Source organism: Streptomyces diacarni, from assembly GCF_003323715.1.
Taxonomy (GTDB): domain Bacteria; phylum Actinomycetota; class Actinomycetes; order Streptomycetales; family Streptomycetaceae; genus Streptomyces; species Streptomyces diacarni.
In genome coordinates this window covers 386,286-410,042 of the sequence record NZ_QOIN01000046.1, presented here as the reverse complement: position 1 = coordinate 410,042, position 23,757 = coordinate 386,286, and the positions used below count along the sequence as shown (strand labels likewise).

General features: G+C 71.7%; 23 protein-coding genes and 1 pseudogene. 12 read left to right on the top strand and 12 right to left on the bottom strand.

What is annotated here, in order from left to right; translation table 11 throughout:
• Positions 1-133: 133 nt before the first annotated feature.
• Positions 134-631, top strand: coding sequence for a MarR family winged helix-turn-helix transcriptional regulator (locus tag DTL70_RS18645; protein WP_245979453.1), 498 nt, complete (start codon positions 134-136; stop codon positions 629-631).
• Entirely contained in the window at positions 628-1,965 is a 1,338-nt protein-coding gene (locus tag DTL70_RS18640) for an MFS transporter (RefSeq protein ID WP_114023079.1), read from the top strand. Before DTL70_RS18645 ends, DTL70_RS18640 begins: the two co-directional genes overlap by 4 nt.
• Positions 1,966-2,012: 47 nt before the next feature.
• Here the strand turns inward: DTL70_RS18640 and DTL70_RS18635 are convergent, their stop codons facing one another.
• Positions 2,013-2,333 (bottom strand): DapH/DapD/GlmU-related protein, encoded by a 321-nt coding sequence (locus tag DTL70_RS18635; RefSeq protein WP_114023078.1) that lies wholly within the window; start codon positions 2,331-2,333, stop codon positions 2,013-2,015.
• Between DTL70_RS18635 and DTL70_RS18630 the strand changes: the two are divergent.
• A pseudogene (locus DTL70_RS18630) lies at positions 2,308-2,487 on the top strand (LysR family transcriptional regulator); the annotation flags it as partial. The gene DTL70_RS18635 and the pseudogene DTL70_RS18630 sit on opposite strands and share 26 nt — an antisense overlap.
• 62 nt (positions 2,488-2,549) lie before the next feature.
• Here the strand turns inward: DTL70_RS18630 and DTL70_RS18625 are convergent.
• The gene (locus DTL70_RS18625; protein ID WP_114023077.1) at positions 2,550-3,533 is read right to left on the bottom strand and encodes a multicopper oxidase domain-containing protein; all 984 of its coding nucleotides are present in this window, start codon (positions 3,531-3,533) and stop codon (positions 2,550-2,552) included.
• Between the two features lie 226 nt (positions 3,534-3,759).
• Between DTL70_RS18625 and DTL70_RS18620 the strand changes: the two genes are divergently transcribed.
• Together DTL70_RS18620 and DTL70_RS18615 are read left to right on the top strand one after the other, a co-directional pair.
• Entirely contained in the window at positions 3,760-6,252 is a 2,493-nt protein-coding gene (locus DTL70_RS18620; RefSeq protein WP_114023076.1) for a ThuA domain-containing protein, read from the top strand.
• Positions 6,249-8,219: an OmpL47-type beta-barrel domain-containing protein gene (locus tag DTL70_RS18615; RefSeq protein ID WP_114023075.1), complete on the top strand. Its 1,971-nt coding sequence runs from the start codon at positions 6,249-6,251 to the stop codon at positions 8,217-8,219. Before DTL70_RS18620 ends, DTL70_RS18615 begins: the two co-directional genes overlap by 4 nt.
• Before the next feature lie 104 nt (positions 8,220-8,323).
• Here the strand turns inward: DTL70_RS18615 and DTL70_RS18610 are convergent, their stop codons facing one another.
• A complete protein-coding gene (locus DTL70_RS18610; RefSeq protein ID WP_114023074.1) occupies positions 8,324-8,863 on the bottom strand; it encodes a TerD family protein in 540 nt (179 codons plus the stop codon).
• A gap of 170 nt (positions 8,864-9,033) precedes the next feature.
• On the opposite strand from DTL70_RS18610, the gene DTL70_RS34355 reads away from it, so the two are divergent.
• Positions 9,034-9,876, top strand: a complete 843-nt coding sequence (locus DTL70_RS34355; RefSeq protein ID WP_114023073.1) for a phage holin family protein — start codon at positions 9,034-9,036, stop codon at positions 9,874-9,876.
• A 13-nt stretch (positions 9,877-9,889) separates the two neighbouring features.
• On the opposite strand, the gene DTL70_RS18600 is transcribed toward DTL70_RS34355, so the two are convergent.
• Together DTL70_RS18600 and DTL70_RS18595 are read right to left on the bottom strand one after the other, a co-directional pair.
• The gene (locus tag DTL70_RS18600; protein ID WP_220183633.1) at positions 9,890-10,507 is read right to left on the bottom strand and encodes a DsbA family oxidoreductase; all 618 of its coding nucleotides are present in this window, start codon (positions 10,505-10,507) and stop codon (positions 9,890-9,892) included.
• Positions 10,504-11,211, bottom strand: coding sequence for an SDR family NAD(P)-dependent oxidoreductase (locus DTL70_RS18595; RefSeq protein WP_114023217.1), 708 nt, complete (start codon positions 11,209-11,211; stop codon positions 10,504-10,506). Before DTL70_RS18595 ends, DTL70_RS18600 begins: the two co-directional genes overlap by 4 nt.
• A gap of 113 nt (positions 11,212-11,324) precedes the next feature.
• Here DTL70_RS18595 and DTL70_RS18590 point away from each other — a divergent pair, with 113 nt between their 5' ends.
• Together DTL70_RS18590 and DTL70_RS18585 are read left to right on the top strand one after the other, a co-directional pair.
• Positions 11,325-12,206 (top strand): helix-turn-helix transcriptional regulator, encoded by an 882-nt coding sequence (locus DTL70_RS18590; protein ID WP_114023071.1) that lies wholly within the window; start codon positions 11,325-11,327, stop codon positions 12,204-12,206.
• Between the two features lie 203 nt (positions 12,207-12,409).
• The gene (locus tag DTL70_RS18585; protein WP_114023070.1) at positions 12,410-13,669 is read left to right on the top strand and encodes a DUF1266 domain-containing protein; all 1,260 of its coding nucleotides are present in this window, start codon (positions 12,410-12,412) and stop codon (positions 13,667-13,669) included.
• A 34-nt stretch (positions 13,670-13,703) separates the two neighbouring features.
• Here DTL70_RS18585 and DTL70_RS18580 read toward each other — a convergent pair whose 3' ends face one another.
• Both DTL70_RS18580 and DTL70_RS18575 read right to left on the bottom strand, forming a co-directional pair.
• Positions 13,704-14,111, bottom strand: a complete 408-nt coding sequence (locus tag DTL70_RS18580; protein WP_114023069.1) for a RidA family protein — start codon at positions 14,109-14,111, stop codon at positions 13,704-13,706.
• Between the two features lie 267 nt (positions 14,112-14,378).
• On the bottom strand, positions 14,379-15,350 hold the full coding sequence (locus DTL70_RS18575) for a TIGR03557 family F420-dependent LLM class oxidoreductase (protein ID WP_114023068.1): 972 nt from the start codon (positions 15,348-15,350) through the stop codon (positions 14,379-14,381).
• Between the two features lie 187 nt (positions 15,351-15,537).
• Between DTL70_RS18575 and DTL70_RS18570 the strand changes: the two genes are divergently transcribed.
• Both DTL70_RS18570 and DTL70_RS18565 read left to right on the top strand, forming a co-directional pair.
• Positions 15,538-16,458, top strand: coding sequence for an SDR family NAD(P)-dependent oxidoreductase (locus DTL70_RS18570; protein ID WP_114023067.1), 921 nt, complete (start codon positions 15,538-15,540; stop codon positions 16,456-16,458).
• A gap of 76 nt (positions 16,459-16,534) precedes the next feature.
• Positions 16,535-17,725, top strand: a complete 1,191-nt coding sequence (locus tag DTL70_RS18565) for a zinc-dependent alcohol dehydrogenase (RefSeq protein ID WP_114023066.1) — start codon at positions 16,535-16,537, stop codon at positions 17,723-17,725.
• Between the two features lie 113 nt (positions 17,726-17,838).
• Here the strand turns inward: DTL70_RS18565 and DTL70_RS18560 are convergent, their stop codons facing one another.
• The 5 genes from DTL70_RS18560 to DTL70_RS18540 all read right to left on the bottom strand — a co-directional run bounded on the left by DTL70_RS18560 (position 17,839) and on the right by DTL70_RS18540 (position 22,474).
• Positions 17,839-19,431, bottom strand: coding sequence for a hypothetical protein (locus DTL70_RS18560; RefSeq protein ID WP_147266793.1), 1,593 nt, complete (start codon positions 19,429-19,431; stop codon positions 17,839-17,841).
• Between the two features lie 81 nt (positions 19,432-19,512).
• A complete protein-coding gene (paaK, locus tag DTL70_RS18555; RefSeq protein WP_114023064.1) occupies positions 19,513-20,826 on the bottom strand; it encodes a phenylacetate--CoA ligase PaaK in 1,314 nt (437 codons plus the stop codon).
• A complete protein-coding gene (gene paaI / locus DTL70_RS18550; RefSeq protein WP_114023063.1) occupies positions 20,823-21,275 on the bottom strand; it encodes a hydroxyphenylacetyl-CoA thioesterase PaaI in 453 nt (150 codons plus the stop codon). Before paaI ends, paaK begins: the two co-directional genes overlap by 4 nt.
• 108 nt (positions 21,276-21,383) lie before the next feature.
• The gene (locus tag DTL70_RS18545; RefSeq protein ID WP_114023062.1) at positions 21,384-21,632 is read right to left on the bottom strand and encodes a DUF397 domain-containing protein; all 249 of its coding nucleotides are present in this window, start codon (positions 21,630-21,632) and stop codon (positions 21,384-21,386) included.
• Positions 21,629-22,474: a helix-turn-helix domain-containing protein gene (locus DTL70_RS18540; protein ID WP_114023061.1), complete on the bottom strand. Its 846-nt coding sequence runs from the start codon at positions 22,472-22,474 to the stop codon at positions 21,629-21,631. Before DTL70_RS18540 ends, DTL70_RS18545 begins: the two co-directional genes overlap by 4 nt.
• A 187-nt stretch (positions 22,475-22,661) precedes the next feature.
• Between DTL70_RS18540 and DTL70_RS18535 the strand changes: the two genes are divergently transcribed.
• Together DTL70_RS18535 and DTL70_RS18530 are read left to right on the top strand one after the other, a co-directional pair.
• Positions 22,662-23,096 (top strand): ATP-binding protein, encoded by a 435-nt coding sequence (locus DTL70_RS18535; RefSeq protein ID WP_114023060.1) that lies wholly within the window; start codon positions 22,662-22,664, stop codon positions 23,094-23,096.
• A gap of 75 nt (positions 23,097-23,171) precedes the next feature.
• Positions 23,172-23,654, top strand: a complete 483-nt coding sequence (locus tag DTL70_RS18530; RefSeq protein ID WP_114023059.1) for a MarR family winged helix-turn-helix transcriptional regulator — start codon at positions 23,172-23,174, stop codon at positions 23,652-23,654.
• Positions 23,655-23,757 lie beyond the last annotated feature (103 nt).

Genomic DNA, 23,757 nt, shown 5'->3' with positions numbered 1-23,757 from the left:
GAGCCACTGAGCTCAGGCGCGCACACGTTCATGGGTACCAAAACCGCAACGCCTTCAGCCTAACACGGTACGGAGGCGGGCGGGTGCCGAAGGGTGACCGAGCACATTACAACAGCGCTGTTATATTGGCGCTGTGTCATCCTCGGACTCCCCGGATCCCACGACGGTGCCCGATCCCTGGCAGGCGCTGCATGAGCTGCTGGCCGCCATGGACGCCGAGATCGAGCAGGTCTACCTCGCGCGCGGCATCAAGGGCGTGCGGCCCCGGTTCGCCTATCCGCTGATCCGGCTCGCCCACACCGGCCCGCTGACCATCCGCGAGCTCGCGGAGTCCCTCGGCCGCTCGCACTCCGCGATCAGCCAGACCGTCGCCGCCATGCGCAGGGAGGACCTCGTCACCTCCGAGCCGGGGCCCGACGCCCGTACCCGGCGCATCGGCCTGACGGAACGCGGCCGGTCGCTGGTGCCGTTGATGGAAGCCGAGTGGCGCGCGACCCACGCGACGGTCGCCGAGCTGGACGCCGAGCTCCCGCACCCGCTGACCACCGTGGTCGAGGAGCTGCGGCGGGCGTTGGAGCGCCGGTCGATGCGGCAACGCGTCCTCGAACACCTCATCGAGCCGCCGCGGTGAGGATCCCCGTCCGGTTACTCGACGTCCGCCCGCTCCGTGGCAGTCGGCCGTTCCGCGCCCTGTGGATCGGCTCCTCGGCCTCCCAGCTCGGTGGTCAGATCGCCACGGTGGCGGTGCTCGCCCAGGTCTGGGACGTGACCGGCAGCCCGGTGGGCACCGGCGCCATCGGGCTGACCACCGGCCTGCCGATGCTGCTGTTCGGGCTGCTCGGCGGCGCGTTGGCCGACGCTGTCGACCGGCGGGCGGTGCTGCGGGCCACCACCGCAGGCCAGCTGCTGGCTGCCGCGGGGTTGTGCGTCCAGGCGCTGGCGCACAACAGGAACGTGCTCGGGCTGCTCGCTCTGGTCGCCGCGGGATCGGCCTGTAGCGCGCTCGGCGCGCCTGCCCGGCGCACCCTCCCCGTCCGGCTGCTGCCGGCCGACCAGGTCGCGGCCGGTCTCGCTCTGACCAACGTCTCGTTCCAGGCGGCGATGCTGGCCGGGCCCGCCACGGCCGGGTTGATCATCGCCCGCTGGGACCTCCCCGCTGCCTACGCGGCGCAGGCCGCGGCCGTCGCGGTCTCAGCGCTCGCGGTGCTCCGCCTCCCGGCCATGCCCCCGGAGGGCACCGTCTCAGGCCGCCGCCGTCGGCCGGAACGTGGCGGCTGGCGGATCGTCCTGCGTCGCCAGACCCTCTGGGGCTCGCTGGCCACCGACCTGTCGGCGACGCTGCTCGCCATGCCGATCGCACTCTTTCCGCTGGTCAACGAGGCCCGCTTCGGTGGGAACCCGCAGACCCTCGGGCTGTTCCTCTCCGCCGTCGCTGTCGGAGGGATCGCGGCCGGCCTGCTCTCCGGCACGGTGACGCGCTGGCGCCGCGGCGGCCTGGTCCAGCTGACCGCGGCCGGCGTCTGGAGCCTTGCGCTGGCCGGCTTCGGCCTGGCCGGACCGCTGTGGCCGGGGCTCGGCTGCCTGGCCGTGGCGGGCGCCGCCGACACCGTGTCGGTGGTCACCCGCAGCGCCCTGATCCAGCTGGAGACCCCGGACGCGTACCGCGGGCGGGTTTCCTCCGTGGAACACGTCATCGGCGTCGCGGGCCCCGAACTCGGCAACTTCCGAGGCGGCCTGCTGGCCTCCGCCACCTCCGCCCCCTTCTCCCTCGTGGCCGGGGGCCTGTCCGCCGGCGTGGCGATCGCCGTCGTAGCTACGGCCAACACGGCCCTGCGTGCTTACCGCACGCCGTCTCCCGCACCACCCGCCCGCGAACCGGATCCGTCCGCACCGGAGGCCTCCGCACCGGACGCCTACGAACCGGACGCCTCCGGGACCGCCGGCACGGCGCCGGCCACGGGATAGACCGGCACAGGAAGGCCGGCACCGGGACCGCCGGGTCCCTGCCGGGCTCAGTCGATCGTCTTGAGCACCCGGGTGGGGACTCCCGCGACCACGGTGCCGGCAGGAACGTCCCGAGTGACCACCGCGCCTGCCGCGACCACCGCACCGGCGCCGATGGCCACCCCTTGTGTGATCACGGCAGCCGTCCCGATCCAGACGTCGTCTTCGATCGTGCACCCCTGGCTGACGAAGACGTTCTCCCCGAACGTCGTGTTCAGCCCATGCTCGGTGAAGAACGGCGGGTAGATCGTCACCGACTCCGGCAGCGGACCGCCGAACACAACGGAAAGTAGTGCCGCACGGCCTCGGACCCACGGCCTGCGGCGCATCCCGTTGCACGGCCCGACCCCGGTCTACCCGCACGTGCTGCTGTTCCGCAGCCAGGACCGGCACCCCGTGCTGACCGCGCTACGCGACCACCTGCGCGCCTCACGGCCGCGCACGCCGTGCGACGTGTGGGCGCCGGCCTGGGCGCACCACTGACCGGAAGACCGCGTGAGCGGCCACGCCTTGGTGGCGCCGTGAGCGGCCACGCCTTGGTGGCGCTAGTGGTGCTCCCCATGCCCCGGCACCGTGCCGTCCGGTTTGGCGATCAGCAGCAGGCCCGCCATGCCCATGTCGGAGTGGCTCTGGACGTGGCAGTGGTACATCCACGCGCCGGCGCCCACGCCCTCGCCCGCGATGAGTTGGAGCCCGAAGGAGTCGGCCGGTCCGGTGATCTTGTTGTCGATGACCCGGCAGGTGTCCTCGGGGCCCTCCAGCAGCCCGGTGCGGTTGTCGGCCCAACGGTGCCCGTGCACATGGAACGTGTGGTAGTACTCACCGTGCGTGATCATGATGATCTCGATGCGGTCGCCGACCGTGGCCTTGAAGTCGGGCCCCTTGGTGAGGTTGTTGGTGGTCATGTCGTTGAAGACGATGGTGAACTGCCGGTCGGGGTCGGGCAGGATGTCGCCCTCGCGGCGCACGATGAGGGGACCGTAGAGGCCGGCTCTGATGCCGCCTGTGCCGTGCTCGGTGCCGACGACGTGGTCGTGGTAGTGCCAGTACCCGGCGGTGCCCGGGCGCCACGTGCCGTCCTTGCGGCGCCCCGGGGCGTGGGTGCGCCAGGTGTAGGTGCGCTTGCCGCCCGGCTCGACGTGGCTGTCGTTCATCTTCGTGCCGTCGTTGTCGATGTCGTAGTCGACGCCGTGCGGGTGGAGGCTGGCGGCGACGTCCATGGTGTTCTCGAACTCGATGTGCAGGGTGTCGCCCTCGACCAGTTCGATCAGCGGACCCGGAATGGTCGCCTTGCCCTTCTCCAGGCCGTAGCCCATCTGCCCGTCGGGCAGCTTCTCCGCGTACATCTTGATCCGGCGTGTCTCGCCTCCCTTGCCCGCGCGGCGCAGTTGTCCGGAGGCGGCGGGGGCCGCCTGTGCGGGGCTCGCCCCGGCCGTCAGCGCGCTGCTGCCGACGGCCGCGACGGCGCCGCCCGCCAGGAGGCGTCTGCTGAAGGTGCGACGGGTGTGGGTGTGCGCGTTTCCGGTCATCGTTCTCGTTCTCCCCGGGGCGTGAGGCCATTGGTGCGCCGGCGTGGAGCCAACGTGAGTGCGAGTGAGTCGAGTTGACGGATCAGTCTGGGACCGTAGCGCTGCGCCGGTAGTTTATCCACACCCTGGACAAAGTTCGTCGAGTTGTGGTCATAGCTCTTGGCGAACCACCAAAAGAGGTCTAGCTTCTGCCACGTTTCTGTGACAGAAGAGGGGTGGATCACTTATGCGGCACCAACCGCATACGAAGCGGGCCAGACCCCGGCGCAGAAGGATCGCCGCGCTGCTGGCCGGGACACTCGCCGCCGGGCTGCTGAGCAGCCCGGCACTCGCCGGGCCGCCGCCGGACACGCCCGCGCAGAAGCTGGCCCTGCCGAGCCCGCCGGGCGGCGAGGACGTCCGCGTGCTGGTCTTCCACGGCGCCACGGGCGAGGAGTCGCCCACCGTCAACGCCGCGATCGAGGCGATCGAGAAGATCGGCGGGCAGGGGCCGGCCCAGGAGCACTTCACGATCTCGGCGACCGACAACCCGGCGGTCTTCACCAACGCCAAGCGGCTGGGCCGCTTCAACGCCGTCGTCTTCCTCACCGGCGACGGCGACGTGCTCGATCCCGAGCAGGAGGCCGGCCTGGAGAGCTTCATGGAGGCGGGCGGCGGGTTCCTCGGGATCCACGACGCGGCCCGCGCCGAGCCGTACTCGGACTGGTTCACCGGGCTGATCGGTGCCCGGCCCGCCGAGCACAGTCCCGCCAAGGCGCAGCGGGCCGTGGTCGAGATCGGCGACCGCGGGAACCCGGCGACCAAGGGGCTGCCCGTCGAGTGGAAGCGGCTGGACAAGTGGCCCAACTGGAAGGAGAACCCCTCGGGCAAGGTCCACACGGTCGCCCGCGTCCGCGCCAACAGCTACGACCCGGGCGAGGACGGCGGCGGCTGGGACCACCCCGTCTCCTGGTGCCGTGACTACGACGGCGGCCGGTCCTTCTACACCGCCATGGGCGGCACGGCCTCCAGCTACCAGGAGACCGACTTCCGCAGCCACCTGCGCGGCGCCCTGATGTGGACGACGCGGCTGGCCCGCGCCGACTGCCAGGCGGCGATCTCCGACAACTACGAGGCCACCCGGTTGACCGAACCGAACCAGCCGGGCGAGCACGACCAGATCGGGGAGCCGCACGGTCTGGTCACCGCGCCCGACGGGCGGGTCTTCTACATCGGCCGCGGCGGCGAGGACGCCTCGCAGCCCGTGGTCACCGACTGGGACGATCCGGACGTCGGCAAGGGGAAGGGCACGGTCCACGTCTGGGACCCGGAGACGGAGAAGGTCACCCTCGCGGGCGAGCTGACGATCTTCGGCAACAAGGGCGGCGGCGAGGAGCTGGTCAAGAACGAGGAGGGGCTGCTCGGCATCGAGCTGGACCCGGACTTCGCGCGCAACGGCTGGGTCTACCTGCACTACACGCCGCACAGCGAGATCAACCGGGACACGCACATGGCCGAGCGCCGTGTCTCCCGCTTCACCCTGGACCAGGAGACCGACAAGCTGGACCTCGGCTCGGAGAAGGTCCTGCTCAAGTGGCCCGTGCAGATCCACAGCTGCTGCCACGCGGGCGGCGGCATGGCGTGGGACTCCCAGGACAACCTCTACATCGCCACGGGTGACAACAACTCCTCGCAGTTCAGCGACGGGTACTCGGGCAACAACCCGGAGCCGGACTTCAAGGGCGTCTCCTTCTCGGACGCCCGCCGCACCGCCGGCAACACCAACAACCTCAACGGCAAGATCCTGCGCATCCACCCCGAGGACGACGGCACCTACAGCCTGCCGGAGGGCAACCTGTTCACCGGCAAGGAGCCGGACGAGGGCGGTGGCAAGACGCGCGGCGAGATCTATGTGATGGGCGTGCGCAACCCGTCGCGGATCTCCGTCGACAAGGAGACCGACACGCTGTACGCGGGGTGGGTCGGCCCGGACGCGACCGAGCCGAGCGAGACGTGGGGCCCGGCCAAGTACGACACGTTCGCCAAGATCACCGAGGCGGGCAACCAGGGCTGGCCGTTCTGCATGGGCAACAAGCAGCCCTACCGCGACCGCAACCTGCCCGATCCGAGCAAGCCGTTGGGCTGGTACGACTGCGACCACCTCAAGAACGAGTCGCCCAACAACGACGGTCTGGTCGACATCCCGCCGGCCAAGCCGAACAACATCTGGTATTCGCCCCAGGGCGGTGCGCCGGACTTCCCGCGCGACGAGAACGGCGTGCCCAGCTACAAGCTCGACGAGCAGGAGCTGAAGCTGGACTGGCTCAAGGGCGGCGGGCAGGCCGCGATGAACGGCCCGCTCTACCGCTACGACGCCGACAGCGACTCGAAGGTCAAGTGGCCCTCCTACTGGGACGGCAAGTGGTTCGTGGGCGACCTGTACGACGGTGACCAGCCGCGGCACGCGCTGCTGATGCCCGAGGGCGGCGAGACCGGTGCGCTGCCGGCCCACGCGGAGAGCCTGGATCAGATCGTGCCCGTCGGCGAGGGCGGCATCCGCAACCTCATGGGCTGGAAGTTCGGCCCGGACGGTGCCCTCTACGTCCTCGACTACGGGCGCGGCTTCTTCACCTCCGACGACAAGTCGGCGCTGTGGCGGATCACCTACAAGGGCGGCGAGCCGACGCCGACGCCCGAGGACATGGCCGAACCTGCGCTGCGGAAGGGAGCGGGCCGATGAGCGCGAGGCCCCTGGGAAGACGACGGGAAAGACGGGAGCGTGCCAGGCTGCTGACCGCCGTGCTGGCGGCGCTGCTGATGGTGCTCGGGCTGACGTCCGCGACGGCGTGGGGCCAGGGGCAGGCGACCGCGGCGGCACGCGCCGACGACGCCCCGAAGGCGGCGGACCAGGTGCTGACCTGGACGGCCGACGACGACATGACCAAGTACGCCTCGGCTCCGGCGACGGCCGTGGCGGGCGAGGCGACGATCGTGTTCGAGAACAGCGCGGCCACCGGCAACACCACCGGCATGTCGCACACGCTCACGTTCGTCACCTCGGACCCGGACTACAACCAGGACGTCAGCCTGAACATCCTGGCCTCGCCCGCGGACGCCGAGGGCGGCAAGCACACGGCTCAGGTCACCCTCACCCCGGGCACCTACAAGTACCACTGCACGATTCCGGGGCATCAGCAGATGACGGGCACCCTCGTGGTGACCGGCGGGGAGCCGGGTGAGGACACCACGCCACCGGAGACCTCGGCGACGGTCGAGGGCGACAAGGACGCCGACGGCAACTACCTGGGCACCGCGACGGTCACGGTGACCGCCTCGGACGCGGACTCCGGTGTCGACACCATCGAGTACGCGCTCGACGAGGGCGAGTTCCAGGCCTACACCGAGCCGGTGACCGTCACGGACGTGGGCGAGCACACGATCCGCTACCGCGCGAAGGACAAGGCGGGCAACGCGGCGGAGGAGAAGTCGGCGAGCTTCACCGTCGTCGAGCCTCCGAACGTGGACACCACCCCGCCGACGACCGAGGGCGCGGCCGAGGGCAAGAAGAACTCGGACGGCAACTACCTCGGCAAGGCGACGGTGACGCTGTCGGCGACGGACGACAAGTCCGGCGTCGAGAAGATCGAGTACGCGCTCGACGGCGCCCCCTACCTGGCCTACGGCGATCCGCTGGTCGTCGACCGGGCCGGGCACCACTCGGTCGCCTACCGGGCCACCGACAAGGCGGGCAACACCTCCGAGCCGCGCACGCTCTCCTTCCGCGTCGTGGCGGGCGGTGGCGTGCCGGCACCGAACTGCCCCGAGTACGACGAGCGGGAGACGGTCTTCGTCGGCACCATCGACACCGGGGTGCCCAACCGGATGACGCAGCGCCGCTGCACCGTCAACGAGCTGATCGAGGACGAGAAGGAGTGGACCTCCCAGGCCCTCTTCCTCAAGCACGTGCGCGGCGTCAGTGAGGACCTGCTCGACGAGGGTGTCCTCGTGCCCCGCGAGCGGAAGCTGATCAACCAGGCCGCGAAGCGTTCCGGTATCGGCACGCCGGGTCAGAACACCGGCTACCGCGACCTGTTCGACGGCAGCGAGGAGTCGTTCGCCGCCTGGGAACAGGTCGGCGGCGGCAGGTTCGGACTGAACGAGGACGGCTCCATGACCAGCGACGACACCGTCGAGGGCATGGGCATGCTCTGGTATCCCAAGCGCCGTTACGGTGACTTCTCGCTGAAGCTCCAGTTCCGCGACGACGCACCCGGTGACGGCCGCGCCAACGGCGGCGTCTTCGTCCGCTTCCCCGACGTCCACGACCACCCGGAGGAGTCCCGGCCCGAGTGGGTGGCCATCAAGTACGGGCACGAGATGCAGATCTTCGACCGTCCCGACGGGGACATGTACAAGACGGGATCGGTCTACGGCTTCGACCGAGTCGGCCTCGCCGGCGCCGGTGTGACGCCGAAGGGCACCTGGAACGACTACGAGATCCGGGTGATCGACCAGCACTACCAGCTCTACCGCAACGGCACGCTGATCAACGAGTTCCAAAACGACCGCGGTCAGGTCTTCAACCCGCCGCGCGACGACGACCCGGGCACCGACGGGCGCCGCTACGCCTCGGGGTACGTGGGCCTGCAGGTCCACAGCACCACTGACGTGATCTCCTACCGCAACGTCCGCATCAAGGAGCTGTAGCCCGACGGCGCGGCAGGGCGGTGGCGGTCATCCGACCGCTACCGCCCTTCGTGCTCCGTCTCCCCCCGCCGGCCGAGGCTGCACGGCGGCGTGCCCGGCGGACGTCAGGCCCGGCCCTGCTCCGGGAGTCCCATGTGGGCGGTGAACTCCTCCGGAGTGCCGTCGTAGCCGCGCAGCACGATCTTCAGGTGCCACTCCCCCGACTCGCCCCGGACGAACTCCGCGACGGTGGCGGCAGTGGAGCCCTCGACGCCCGCCAGGTCGCTCTCCGACAGGTCCTCGTACCCCTCGCGGATCTGCACCGCGGTGTTCTCGATCTGGCCGAACGTCTTGCGGCCCTCGCCCTGCTGGATGGCGACGCCGACCACGACGCGGACGTACGTCTCGGCGAGCCGGTCGAGTTCGAGGGTCATCACCTCGTCCGAGCCGAAGCCCTGTCCGGTCTTGCTGTCGCGGTTCAGCGTGATGGTGCCGTCCGGCGAGCGGCTGTCGAAGTGGACGAGGTAGTCGGGCTCACCGAAGGGTGCGTCGGCGGTGTAGGTGCCGGCCACTATGTCCAGGTCGTGATCCGGCTCCCCCATGGGACTGGGATCCCATTTGAGGGTGACCTCCACCTTTTCGAGGCCCTTGTTGAGACTGCTCACCGTGCACCCCTCCTCGTCCCGCTTCCTCGCGCGGCCGATCGCCGTACGCCGATCCGTGTGGCGTCTCCATCTTGCCACGTCAACGCCGGTCGGCTCAGGAGAGTTTGCGCCCGAGTGGGCGCACGGGCAGCGGGCGGCATAGCCCTTCGCGGCGGGGTACCCGGCGCCTCATGAGTGCCAAGGCGACCAATCCGAGAAGCGGCGCATCCCCGGGCCCCGGCTCGACGGGCGACCTGTCCGAGCCGGTGGCGCGCCTGATGCGCGAGCAGCTGGAGTCCGTGGACAACGAGCTGCGCGCCGAGTTCCGCGCCAGGCTGGGCGCCCGTGCCCTGAAACTCAGCACGGGCGCCGGTGTCCTCGCGCTCTACGCGGGTGCGGCGCTGGCGGTGGCCATCGGCCTGCTGCTGGCGACGGTGATGCCCGGCTGGGCGGCCGCCCTGGTCGTCACGGCGCTGCTGGCGGCGGGCGCGCTGGCGTTGCGCAACGCGGCACGGGGCGGAACGCGTGCCCGGCCGAGTACGGCGCCCGTGCCGTCACCCGACGGCACGGTGCCCCATGGTGCGGTGCCCGACGGGGCGGTGCCCCACGGGCCTGTGCCCAACGGGCCTGTGCCGGATGTTTCGGGAGCGACGGAGTCTCCCCTCGCTGAGCCCCGTGCCGCCGCGCCCCGTCCCGCGGAGCCCTCCGCCCCGAAGCCTTCCACCCCGCCTTCCGCCCCTGAACGCCCCGCCACGGAGCCGCCCGCCACGGAACGCTCCGGCACGGAGCCGCCCGCGGGCGGCTCCGGTTCGGCGGAGGACGGTCCTCGGGTGCCTCCGCCGCCGCAGGGCCCGCCCACGCCACCCGCGCGGTCCGGCGGTGCGCCCGCCTCGGTCCCGTTGCCGCCCACGACACCGCCGGCCACGGCAGGTGACCCGCACGAGACCGGCGCACCGACGCCGCCCGCGGCCGCGAAGCGCCGCGCGCGTCCCCGGCCCCGTCCGCGGTCCGGGACCGACACCGGGAGGAGGTAGCAGGGCGCGGCTCTCATCGCGGCGCTCCGGTGCGCAGGCAGTTGCGTAGTTCCTCCTCGGTCGGCTCCTCGGACAGCACGGGGTGGCCGTCCGCCAGGAGGACGGGGCCGGTGGGGCTGCCGAGGTGCCGGGTGCGGGCGAGTTCGGCGGTGAGGTGTCCGCCGAGGTCGGGTTCAGGGCGTACGCCCACCTCGGCGGCCAAGTCGGCCAGGACGTGCGGGTCGGCGATGTTGAGGCCGTCGGTGAAGTAGGCACGGAAGAGACGTGCGGCCATGTCGAGGGCCCGGTGCTGGGCGGCGGCCTGTGCGGTGAGGTGGTGGGCGGCGCGGGTGTTGGTGAAGACGGCGCGGTCGAAGCGCAGGTCGAGGCCGTCGGCTGCGCCGAGTGTGCGGTCGGCACGGATGGCGCGGGCGACGGCCTCACCGCGTTCGCGACGGTGCAGGTCGAACAGCGGCTCGCCCTCGGCCGGCGCGTCGGGGCGGATCTGGTAGGGGCGCAGGACGAGCCGGGCGGTGCCGCCCTCCGCGCGGTGCAGGGCGTGGGCCCGCCGCAGCCGGGTGAAGGCGAGGTAGGAGCGGGCGCACACGAAGTCGTGGACGAGTGCGATCCGGTGGGGGGTGCGGCCGCTCACCACGGGAGGCGCCCGTGGTCGGCGAGGTAGCTGCCGGTGGGTCCCTCGGGGCCGGCGCAGGCCATGCGCACGATGATCCGCGCGCCCTGCTCGACCGTGCGGTGGCCGGTGCGCCCGTTGAAGTCGGTCGCCGTGTAGCCCGGGTCGACGGCGTTGATCCGGAAGCCGGGGAGCGCGTGCGCGTACTGCGCCGTGACCATGTTCAGCGCGGCTTTGGACGAGGCGTAGGCGAGGCCCGGCATCCAGTCGGGCACGGCCTTCGCGCGTGCTTCGGGGTCGCCGACGGCGGTGAGGGAGCCGAGGCCGCTGCTGACGTTGACGACGACGGGGTTCGCAGCCGCGCGCAGCAGCGGCAGGAAGGCGCGGGTGGTGCGGACGACGCCGAAGACGTTGGTGTCGTAGACGGTGCGCAGGTCGTCGCCGGTCAGTTCGGTCGCCTCGGTGAAGGGGCCCGGGATGCCCGCGTTGTTGACGAGCACGTCGAGGTGGTCTTCCCGCTCGTGCAGCAGCGCGGTGGCCGCGTGGAGCGAGGCCTCATCGGTGACGTCGAGGGGGAGGACGTGCCCGCCGGTCTGTCTGGCGGCCCGTTCGCCGCGTGCCGCGTCGCGGGAGCCGAGGTAGACGGTGTGCCCGAGGGCCGACAGCGCGCGTGCGGTCTCCAGGCCGAGGCCACGTGTGGCCCCGGTGATCAGTGTGGTGGTCATGGACTGCACACTGCCGCCGGGGACGGGGTGCCGGGGAGTGGCCGCGTTTTCCTGGGAACAGCGGTACCAGGGCGGGCTCTTGCCCACCGCCGTCGCCACCGGACACTGGAGGGGTGGACCGATCGGTGGGAGCCCGGCGCGGTGGCGCGGCGGGGCGGACGAGCGGCAGCGACCTGGGCAGGGCGCTGCGCGGGTGGCGGGATCGCGCGGATCCGGCCGACGCCGGGCTGCCCGCGGGAGGGCCCCGCAGGGCGGCCGGGCTGCGGCGGGAGGAAGTGGCGTCGCTGGCGGGCGTGTCGGTTGACTACGTCGTACGGCTGGAGCAGGGCCGGGCGACGTCCCCGTCCGAGCAGGTCCTCACCGCGCTGGGGCGTGCGCTGCGGCTGTCGGATCAGGAGCGGCGGCATCTGTTCCTGCTTGCGGGCCGCGCCGTGCCGGACACGGGACGCATGCCCTCGCAGGTGTCACCGGGGGTGGCGCGGCTGCTGGAGCAGCTGCCGGCCACCCCTGTGGGGGTGTTCGACGCGGCGTGGACGCTGCTGGAGTGGAACCCGCTGTTCGCGGCTCTCATGGGCGATCCTTCGGGGCTGCGGGGGCGGGAGCGCAATGTGGTGTGGCGGCACTTCACGCAGCCGCCGGGCCGGGTGCGGCACAGCGAGGAGCAGCGGGTCCGTTTCGAGGCGGCGGCGGTGTCCGATCTGCGGGCGGCGACCGCCCGCTACCCGGACGACGCGGGGTTGCGGAGCCTGATCACCGAACTGCACGGGGTCAGCCGTCCTTTCGCACGGTTGTGGGACGCGCACGCGGTGGGGGCGCACACGAGGGCGACCAAGACGGTCGAGCATCCGGAGGTCGGCCCTCTCGTGCTCGACTGCGACGTCCTCTCCTCGGCCGAGGGGCTGCGGGTGGTGCTCTACACGGCGGCTCGGGGCTCGCAGGCCGCGGAGCGGCTCGCGCTGTTGGAGGTGCTGGGCACCCAACGGGTGTGGTCGTGAGCGCAGATCGACGCCGTCACCGAGTGGTTGACGCCGTCACTCGGACGCGCCGCCACGGTCGCGTGGCGGTCCCCGGGCCGTTCCCACCCGGCCCCCGCCGGGCCCGGAACGGACGGTAGCGTGACCAACTGGATCATGCACGGGGCCTCGGCGCGGCACGGAGCCGGATCGGGGCGAGGGCGCGGGGCCGGAACGGGGCGAAGGTGTACGCGGTAGGCGAGCAGGACGATCACGAGGACATCTTCCCCGTCGTCGAGAACGCGGGCGGCGGCCACTGGCAGGCACCGGCCGACCTGGAGCGGCGGCTCTACAAGCTGACCGAGGTCGACGAGAGCTACACCTATCTGCGTGCCCTCGCGCACCACGGTGTGTACCACCCGATGCCGATCGAGCAGACCACCCGCGCGCCCGGCGAGCGGCGGCTGTGGACCAGCGAGGTCACCGGATCCGACGGCGTGGTGCGCACGATGACGCAGGTCTACACCGACGGGGTGCTACCTCCTCCGCACCCCTACGTGGTCTACGAGTTCATCACCCTGGGCACTCTGGCGGACATCGTGCCGCCCGAGGTGGACGTGCTGGTGGTCAACGCGGCGACACCGTGCCAGGTGATGTTCCAGGTGGACGACGAGGAGCGGGAGGTGTGGTCGGACCTGCACGAGGAGCTGTTCGATCCGGAGGGGCTCCTCAACCGTGTGGTCACGCGCTTCACGGGCGCGCCCGGGTCCGGACCGCTGCTGCACGGCCTGGCCTGCGGCGCGCACCTGTGCTACTACAACGGCGATCCGTGGAACACCCTGGACTGGCACGGCGCCGGCTACAGCAGCGAGGTCGAACGCCTGGAGGACTTCTGGGGTGTCGGTGACCGGGAGGACTGGCTGGAGATCCAGCAGCGGTTGCTGGAGTGCGAGGTCAGCCCCTGGTACTGGGACTTCGTGCTGGGCGCGCGGCTGGCGCTGCGCGAGGAGCACGGGGACCGCGGCCCGGTGGACGCGGGGCTGTGGCGGGACTGCGTGGAGAGCACGTTGCGGCGCGTCGTCGAGGCGCCCGAGGGAACGGAGTTCGAGACGTTCATCGCCGACATGCGCGAGATGGTCGGCAAGATCCTCCGCTACGAGGCACGCTTCCGTGCCGACGGACTGCTCGGGCCGGACGAGAGCGTCCGCACCATCGCCGCGTGGGACCTGGGGCGCGGCTCGAAGATGGCCCGCTGGGGCCGCGGCGCCCGCTTCGCGACCCGCGCGGAGATGTACGACGCGCTCGGGCGGGTGAGCGCGGGCGTGCGCGGCACCTACACGTCCTGGGCCGAGTTCTCCGCCGCGTACGTGATGGGCCGCTGCCTGCACTTCGACGACGAGCACTTCGGCGACTGGTACACCTCCGTCCTCCAGGCCCACCACGCCCTGACGCGGGCGCCGCGCAGCCCGTGGAATGTGGTGCCCTTCCAGCTGCCGACCAGTTGAGGCAACCGCCGACCGGGCGAGCGTCGCTCCCCCCTCAGTCGAGGACGGCCGCCACCGCCTCGATCTCGACCAGTTGTCCGGTGTAGCCGAGGACGGTGACCCCCATCAGCGTGCTGGGGACGTCGTGCTCCCCCATGGCGTCCCGGTAGACCTCCCAGGCCGCCACCAGGTCCTCCTGGCGGCCGGAGGCGACCAGAACTCGGGTGCTGATCAGGTCCTCCAGCCCCGCACCGGCCTCCCGCAGGGCGGTGCGCAGATTGTCCACCGCCGTGGCGGCCTGGCCCGCGTGGTCACCGAGCGGCGTGACGGCCCCGTCGGCGTCCAGCGGGCAGGCACCGGCGAGGAAGACGAGGCGGGCCTCGGCGGGTGCCGTCGCGGCGTAGGCGTACTCGGCCACGTCGGACAGGGCGCTGGAGCGGATGAGGCTGACGGCGCGCGGCATGGTGCTCCTCGTACAGGTGCTCGACAGGGGTGCGCGCACAGCACAGACCATGCCCGCGCACGGCCGCAACGCAATTTCGGGCCGCCGTATTGACTGACGGGCCGCCGTATTGACTGAGCGGCGGCAGCGACCACGGGTTGCGGTAGCGCCCGCAGACCTCTCGAGACCGTCACCCGCTTGACCGGTGACGAAAAGTGCGACTGCACTTGTGACCGCGGAGGGGAACTTCGGTGGCGGGGCCGGGCGGACGGCTGCTCTTCGTGGGAGTCAGCTCTTCGCGGGCGTCAGCTCCCGGAGGCGGCGGATGAGTTCCGCGTCGCAGAAGTCGAGGAAGGCCCGCGGGTCGGGGCCCGCGTTCATCAGGACCAGGCGGTCGAATCCGGCGTCCGCGAAGGGCTTGGCGACCTCCAGGTAGCGCGCGGGGTCGTTGCCGCAGGCGAAGCGCTCGCGGATGTCCTCCTCGCGGACCTGCGCGGTGGCGGCCTCGAAGTTGACCGGGTTGGGCAGCTCGCTCATGACCTTCCAGCCGCTGAGCGCCCAGCGGAAGTAGGTGAGCGCCGACTGGGCGCCCTCGCTCTCGCTCCCGGCGAACGCCATCGGCACTTCGGCGTAGCCGGGCCCGGTGCCGCCGGCCTCGCGGTAGTGGCGGACGATCTCGGGTTTCTCCTCGGTGGCGAAGAGCGCGTCGCCGAGTTCGGCGGCGATCCTGGAGGAGGCGGCGCCGCTGGCGGCGACGGCGATCATCGGCTGCTCGGGTGGCAGGTCGAAGACGCGGGCGTCTTCAAGGCGCAGGTAGGTGCCTTCGTAGGAGCGGTAGCCGCCCTGCCACAGCAGCCGGATGATCTCCAGGGCCTCGCGGAACATGGTGTGCCGTTCGGAGACCGCGGGCCAGCCGCGTCCTGTGACGTGTTCGTTGAGGCGCTCCCCGGAGCCGACGCCGAGGACGAAGCGCCCCTCGGAGACGAGCGCCATGGTGGCGGCGGCCTGGGCGACGATCGCGGGGTGGTAGCGCATGCTGGGGCAGGTCACGCCGGTGACCAGGCCGATGCGCTCGGTCCTGGCCGCGATGGCGCCGAGCACGCTCCAGGTGAAGGCGGAGTGGCCCTGCTCGTTCAGCCACGGGTGGTAGTGGTCGCTCATCTCGACGAAGTCGAATCCGGCGGCCTCGGCGGCGATGGCCTGCCGGATCAGCTCCTGGGGCCCGTACTGCTCGGTCGCGAGCTTGTAACCGATCTGCATGTGTGCTGCTCCTTCGTCGCTCTCGTCCCACGGGTACCTCCTGGGTCCGACGCGCATGCGCACTGTCCTGCGGGTGGGTGCGGGCGGATGGCGGCTGGGTGCGGGTGTGACTCGGCCGATGAGGGGAACCGCCGGAGAGCGACGGCTCGGCAGAGCCGCCGGCCGCCCGTCGTTGAGGAGGCAGGTGATGGACGCACTCTCGGATCTGTCGGTGCTGGTGACAGGCGGTTCCAGGGGGCTGGGGCTGCTGCTGGCCCGGCAGTGCGTGGAGCGGCGCTGCGATGTGACGGTCGCGGCCCGTGACCAGGAGGAGCTCGATCACGCGGTCGGGCTGCTGCGCCGCAGAACACGCGACAACACGGTGACCGGACGGGTGTGCGACGTCACCGACCGGGAGGCCGTCCGCACGCTGGTGGAGCGGACCGCCGCCGACCAGCGGGGCCTCGACGTGGTCCTGGCGAACGCGGGGAACATCCAGGTGGGGCCCGCTCAGGAGGCGGGCACCGAGGCGTTCCGCAGCGCCATGGACACCATGTTCTTCGGCGCGCTGCACACCTCCATGGAGGCGCTGCCGCATCTGCGCGAGAGTCCGGCGGGCGGCCGTCTTGGGCTGATCGGCTCGGTGGGCGGGCTGTTGCCGGTGCCGCATCTGCTGCCGTACTCGTGTGCGAAGTCGGCGGTCGCCGCGCTCGCCGAGGGGCTGCGCGCCGAAGTGGCCGAGGACGGCGTCAGCGTCACCGGCGTCCACCCGGGCCTGATGCGGACGGGGTCCCACAATCAGGTGGAGCTCACCGGTGACAAGGGCAAGGAGTACGCCTGGTTCGCGACGCTCGCGGGTCTGCCGGGGCTGTCCATGGACGCGCTGCGCGCCGCCGAGCGCATCGTGCACGCCGTCGAACAGCGGCGGACCCGGGTGGTGCTCACCCCGGCGGCACAGCTCGGCGCGAAGGCGTACGGCATGGCTCCGACGCTGGTGACCCGCACCAACGAGCTGGTGGCCCGGCTGATGCCGGGGCCGCAGCCCTCCGGGCGCCAGGGCCGCTCCCGCTGGCAGTCCACCGTCAGCGCACTCAACGACCGGGCGGCGCGCCGCCTCAACCAGACCTGAAAGCCACCAGCGGACTGCAAGCCACCCGTCGGGCGGGGCCGCAGGGGCGGTACCGCCCGCGATCCGAGGAGACGTGATGAGGGCCCTCACCTACCAAGGCAAGCGCAACGTCAGCGTGGAGACCGTCCCCGATCCGGAGATCACCCAGCCGGACGATGTCCTCGTCCGGGTCACCACGAGTGGGATCTGCGGTTCCGACCTGCATCTGTACGAGGTGCTGGGACCGTTCCTGGACCAGGGCGACGTGCTCGGGCACGAGACCATGGGCGTGGTCGAGGAGGTCGGCCCCGAGGTCGCCGCGCTGTCCCCCGGCGACCGGGTCGTCATGCCGTTCAACGTCAACTGCGGCACCTGCTGGATGTGTGAGCAGGGACTCCAGTCCCAGTGCGAGACCACGCAGGTGCGCGAGTACGGCACCGGCGCGTCCCTGTTCGGCTACAGCAAGCTCTACGGCCAGGTGCCGGGCGGGCAGGCGGAGTTCCTTCGGGTGCCGTTCGGCAACCACCTGCCCATCAAGGTGCCCGACGGGCCACCCGACGAGCGCTTCGTGTACCTGTCCGACGTGCTGCCCACCGCCTGGCAGGCCGTGGCCTACGCGGAGATCCCCAAGGGGGGCAGCGTCACCGTGCTGGGCCTCGGCCCGATCGGTGACATGGCGTGCCGGATCGCGCTGCACCAGGGCGCGGGACAGGTCATCGGCGTCGACCTGGTGCCCGAGCGTCTCCAGCGGGCGCGGCTGCGCGGAGTGCACACGCTCGACCTGCGGGAACACGACGACCTCGGGCCGGCCGTACGGGAGCTGACGGACGGCCGGGGCACGGACGCCGCGATCGACGCGGTCGGCATGGAGGCGCACGGGGCGCCGGTCGCCAAGGCGGCGCACCAGGCTGTCGGGCTGCTGCCGGAGGCGCTGGGCCAGAAGATGATGCAGCGCGCGGGTGTCGACCGGCTGTCGGCGCTCAACGCGGCCTTCGACGTGGTGCGCCGTGGCGGCACGGTGTCCCTATCGGGCGTCTACGGGGGCGCGGCCGACCCGCTGCCGATGCTGAAGCTGTTCGACAAGCAGATACAGCTGCGCATGGGCCAGGCGAACGTGCACCACTGGGTGGACGACATCCTGCCGCTCCTCACCGACGAGGACCCGCTCGGTGTGGACACCTTCGCCACCCACACCCTGCCGCTGGAGAAGGCCCCTGAGGCCTACGGAACCTTCCAGCGCAAGGAGGACGGAATGGTCAAGACGGTACTCAAACCGTCCGCTGCCTAGGCGCCCCGAAGGGGCGGCGACCCGAAGGGGCGCGGGGAACGGCGCGACCAGCCACATCCCACCCGCAGGCCGCACACAGCGACCAGTGGCACCCCCTACCCGGAAGGCCCGCATCAGGCCCAGCGGGCCAACAACGCCGCGCAGTAGGCGTCGACCCCCATCGCCGGCGGCGGTGGGGTCGGCGGGTGGATGGCGTGGACGAGGTCGGCCACCTCGTCCGACCAGCTCCGCAGCGGCAGCCACGCGGCGACGTGGGCCTGTTCGCGGTCGGTGCCGGGCCGGCCGCCGCCGCTGACGTCGTGCCGCATGCGCGGGCGCCCGGGACGGCCGTCCGTCCCGGGCGTCCGCTCCACGACGTGGCGGGTGAAGGTCGCCGCCACGGACCGCAGGTCGCCGTCGTCGAAGACCGGCGGCAGCAGTCCTGCCGGCTGGCTGTGGTAGAGGTGCAGGAAGTCCAGGTCGATGAGGGCGTGGGTGACGTCCTCCGGCGCGGTGACGGGCGCGTAGGCGGGACGGTAGGCCGAACCGTCCGTGTCCGGGCTGCCGGTGGCGCTCCAGCCGCAGTGCACCCGCCCGAAGGCGGGCCAGTAGGGCCAGGTCGCGGCTCCCTCCCCCCGCCCGTCCTGGCGCACCAGGTCGGCGCGCAGGGAGTGGGCCATGGCGGCGGCCCGCTCCGCGTGCTCCTCGTCGCCCGTGAGCGCGGCGAGGTGCACGTAGGTGCGGCCCATCGCCAGGAACTCGTTGGTCGGCAGTTCCGCGCCCGCGAAGGAGACGGGTTCCTCGGGCAGCCACCGGTAGCAGCCACGCCGTCCGGACGCCGACTGCCACTGGTGGTCGTGCGCCTGGACGGCCCGCTGGACGGCGTCGAGGTAGCCGTCGAGACGTGCCCGTACGGACGCCGGTACGGTCTTGTGGGAGGGGTCCTGGCGGGCCAGTCTGACGAGGCCGGCGATCGGGTAGGTGATCATGCCTGTCTGTGCCGCGAGGGCGACCCGTGCGGGACGGACGGGGTAGGTGCCGGGCTGTACGCGCCGCGACGGGGCGGCGTCGGGGCGCAGCCCCGTCCGCAGCCGCCCTCCGGACCGCTCGCCCGCGGCGACGAGCCGCCCGGTGACCGCGCTGCGCTGCTCGTACGCCGCGTAGAGCACGCGGTCGGCGCGGCGCTCGTCGGCCGGGTCGAGGCTCAGGCCCTCGACCGTGGACGCCTGCCGCCCCTGCCCGGCCACCGTGAGGGCGAAGCGGCCCTCGCTCCCCTCGGGCCGCACCGTCACGCGCGCGTCCAGCGCGCGCGGAGGGCAGACGGTCACCTCCAGCGCGATCTCGCCCGCTTCGTCGGGCACGCTCGCGGTGGCGGCGGTGAACTTGGTCGCCGTGCTCCACACGGGAGCGGAGACCCCACCGTGGTCGGCGATCCCGCGCACGTCGTCGCGCGCGGCCAGCACGTGGTCGATGAGCTCGGCGAGACGGGTGGCGTAGGCGGGGTTGCCCGTCCGCTCGGCCATCAGCAGGTAGCCCTGCATCCGCCAGGAGGTGCCCCAGCCGATGACGCCCGCCTCGTTGTCCCCCGGCACGCCGCCGGTGGTGGAGTCATGGGTGAGGGTGTCCTCCACCTGATGGAAGGACCGCGCCCCCACCCGGTGTCTGCGGGCACGCGTGGGCAGGGCGAATCGTCTCTTGGGACGGGCATGGCCGGGAAGGACGCTCATACCGGCAGTAAACCGGCACTTCTCGCCGACCGCGTCCCCAGGAGGGCGAACGGGTCGGCGGTGGTGCGGGGCCGGCGGCCGCTACACCGGGACGCCCGCCCCCTGGGGACGCAGGTCGCGGACGCGGCGGAACTTGCCGACGGAACGCTCGACCGTCTCCGGGTCCACGACCCGCACCTCGACGCTCACTCCGACCCCGTCCTTCACGCCCCGCACGAGGGCGGCGCGGGCCGTCTCGCGTTCGGCACCCGTCGCGTCCGCCCGTGCCTCGACCAGCACGCTGAGGTGGTCCCTCCTCTCCTGTCTGGTGAGCAGGAGCTGGAAGTGCGGGGCCAGCGCGGGCAGCCCCAGCACGATCTCCTCGATCTGGCTGGGGAAGACGTTCACCCCGCGCAGGATGATCATGTCGTCGCTGCGGCCGGTGACCTTCTCCATCCGGCGGAAGGCGGGCCGCGCCGTCCCGGGCAGCAGCCGCGTCAGATCCCGCGTGCGATACCTGATGACGGGCAGCGCCTCCTTGGTCAGCGTCGTCAGCACCAACTCGCCGCGCTCGCCCTGATCGCCGCAGGTCTCCTCCCCCAGCGGGTCGACGAGCTCCGGATAGATGTGGTCCTCCCACAGGTGCAGCCCGTCCTTCGTCTCCACGCACTCCTGTGCGACACCGGGCCCCATCACCTCCGAGAGGCCGTAGATGTCCACCGCGTGCAGCGCGAACCGCTCCTCGATCTCCCGCCGCATCGCCTCCGTCCACGGCTCCGCGCCGAAGATGCCCACCCGCAGCGACGTCGTACGCGGATCGACGCCCTGGCGCTCGAACTCGTCCAGCAGGGTGAGCATGTACGTCGGCGTGACCATGATGATGTCCGGACGGAAGTCCTGAATGAGCTGCACCTGCCGCGCCGTCATCCCGCCCGACGCGGGAATGACCGTGCACCCGGCGCGCTCGGCACCGTAGTGCGCCCCCAGCCCACCGGTGAACAGCCCGTACCCGTAGGAGACGTGCACCTTGTCGCCGGGGCGGCCACCCGCCGCACGGATGCACCGCGCGACCAGGTCCGCCCACGTGTCCAGGTCCCGCTGCGTGTAGCCGACGACCGTCGGGCGCCCCGTCGAACCGCTGGACGCGTGCAGCCGGCGCACGCTCTCCATCGGCACGCCGAACATCCCGAACGGATACGTGTCCCGCAGGTCCGCCTTCGTCGTGAACGGGAACTTCGCCAGATCGGCCAGCGCACGGCAGTCCTCGGGGCGCACACCGGCCGCGTCGAACTTCCTGCGGTACAGCTCGATGTCGTCGTACGCGTGCCGGAGGGTGGCCTGGAGCCGTCGCAACTGGAGGGCTTGGAGCTCACCCTTCGACAGTTGCTCCCCCGCGTCGAGAAGGTCGCCCGTCACGCCGCCTCCCCCGCCGTGCGGGACGGTGTCGCCGTACGGCTGCGCCCCCGGAACTCCGCGACGATCTCGCGCTCTCCGCGCAGCACCGTCACGTCGTAGAGGCCGCTGCGGCCATAACGCGTGCGCTCCTGGGCGACAGCGCGCAACTCGTCGCCCTCCCACGCGGGCGACACGAACGTGATGTCGGCACCCGCCGCGACGGTGACCGGACCGTGGCTGTTGCAGGCGCAGGCGAACGCCGTATCCGCCAGCAGGAAGACGTAGCCGCCGTGCGCGGTGCCGTGCCCGTTGACCATCGCACCCGTCACCGTCATCCGGCAGGTGGCAGAACCGGCCCCCTTGTCGACCAGTTCGATACCGAGCGCGGCGGAGGCCCTGTCGGCCTCCCACATCTCCTCCACGGGCCCGTTCCCCACGCTCTGACCTCCCGTTTCACGCCGACCGATCATTCGGTGCGGTCAGTAACGCAGTGGCGCACGGCGCGTGTCAAGACATGCGCAGGGGCCCACACCGTGCGGTGTGGGCCCCTGGTGGGTGCGGTGCGCGTGCCCGTCGCGTCAGTCCCGGAACGCGTGCCCGACGAACGCCGCCCAGGCGGAGGGGGAGACCATGAGGGCCGGAATGGCGGTGTCCTTGGAGTCGCGCACATGGATGGTGGCGGGGGTAGTGGCGACCTCCACGCAATCATCGCCTTGCGAGCCGCTGTAGCTGCTCTTCGTCCAGTCCAGTGCGACCTCGACACAGTTGTCGCCCTGGGCACTGCTATAGCTGCTCTTGAACCAGTCCAGGTCGGCGTTGTTTCTCATAACGCTCCTCGCATTCGCTTCAGCAGGCCCAGGGAGTCCGCCGGGGTCAGAGCCTGTGAGCGCAGTTTTGCATACCGCATGTGCAACCTACTGAGGGCTGCCTCGTCCGCAATCAATTGCCCAGTCTCCTGACCTTCGACGTACCCGAACCAACGGTGATCCGGGTTCTCCAGCAACGCGAAAGGCCCGGCTCCGCCAGCATGCGCTGGTTGGACGAGTGGCACGATTTGAAGCTCCAAATTGGGCAACTTCGCACAGCCGATGAGGTGGTCCAGTAGCTCTCCTGCGACGTCGTCGCCTCCAGTGCGACGTTCCAGCACGGCCTGCTCCACGATGAAACTGAGGGTGACTGGCCGCTCCCTGCGAAGCAGTTCCCGCCGCGCCATGCGATCAGCAATCAGCTGCTCGATCTCATCCTCTGTAGGCAGTGGCGGCATCTCAACGATCAACGCCCGCGCGTACGCCTCCGTCTGCAACAAACCGGGTACCACTCGGCACTCGTAGGTGTACAAACTGCGTGCCGTCAGCTCCATCTTGGCCCACTGGCGGAACCAGGCCGCCAACCCGTGCCCGCGCGACAGGAACTTCGACGCCTTCCGCAACGCACCGAAGGCGTCGAAGACGTCTTCCGCCCGCTCGATGAACCCCGGCGGCGGGAACCGCCGCCCCTGCTCGACGCCCGCGCACGTACTCAGCGAGTATCCGGACAGCTCCGCCCAGGCCTCCTGGGTGAGACCCGCGCGTTCGCGGAAAGCCTTCACAACGGCGCCGAACGTCCGCAGACTGTCGGAGCGTTCGGGTTCCTTGCCGCAGCCGTCCGGGCCCTGTTCCTCGTCGGTCATTTCACGCCACCTCCCTGAACTGACCCAGGGTTACGGCTCTCGGAGCGCTCTGTCCACACTCCGTACCCCTACGCTCGCGCAGCGTAGGGGTTGCTGACCTGGTTCAGGAGGCGGCGGAGCCGCGACCGTGGCGCGCATGCAGCAGCGTCGCTCATCAACTCCCGTATCCGCACCCGCTACCGAGCGTATGTTCGTCCAGCGGTTCTCCGCCACCCCGCGCGGCGCCCGTCTGGCGCGATTGCTCGCCCTGCACGAGTGGGACAGCTGGGGCGTGCCGTACGGCAGCAGAGCGTCCGAGGAGGCGGCAGCCGTCCTCGCGGAGCTGGCCGCGAACGCGGTGGTGCACGGCCGCGTGCCCGGAAGGGACTTCGAACTCGCCCTGGACCTGCCCCAGCCGGGCACGCTCCTCATCGAGGTGACCGACACGAGGGGCGAGGCGCTGCCGACAGCCACGCCGGTGCCGCCGCGCTCGGACGCGGAGTCGGGACGCGGTCTCGTGCTGGTCTCCGCACTGGCCAAGGACTGGGGCGTACGCCCCCGTACGCCCGTCGCCCCCGGCAAGACGGTGTGGGCGCACTGCGGGTGCCCGCCGGGGGCCGGGCGGATGTTCTTCTGGAGGTGACACCCCATCTCGGCACGATCGGTAACCTGCCCGGCGGGGGCGACCGCCCCCGCCGGACCGCACCGCGAGGTACCCATGCACGACAGCCGCCGCAATCTGCCCCAGCTGCTCGGCGAGGCGAGACGCTGGTTCGACGAGGCGCTGCTGGCGGCGTTGGCGGAGGCGGGTGCCGAGCCGGTGTCGCCGACCCAGACGCAGTTGTTCGCGGCGCTGGACGAGGAGGGCACCACCGTCGCCGCGTTGGCCCGGCGGATGGGCGTCACCCGGCAGACGGCGCACCAGGCCGTGCACGGGCTGGTTGCCGCCGGTCTGCTGGAGCGGGCCCCGGACCCGGCGTCCGCGCGGCAGCGGCTCATCCGGCGTACCGGGGAGGGCGAGCGGATCCACGGGCAGGCGGAGCGGATCCTGAACGAGCTGGAGGCGCGCCTCGCGGAGCGGATCGGCACGCAGGCCGTCGCCGCGCTGCGGGCGGCGCTGGAGGCCCCGTGGGGGCCGCCGCCCACGGCCGGAGGGCCACCGCCCGCAGCCGGCGGCCCGTCGGCGTCAGCCGCCGGCTGACAGCTCGCTCAGGCCACCGGCGAACGGCGCGGCCCGCGAGGTGCCGAGGGCGGCCAGGTCCCACTTGAGAGGCCCGTAGGTGACCAGCTCGAAGTCGGAGCAC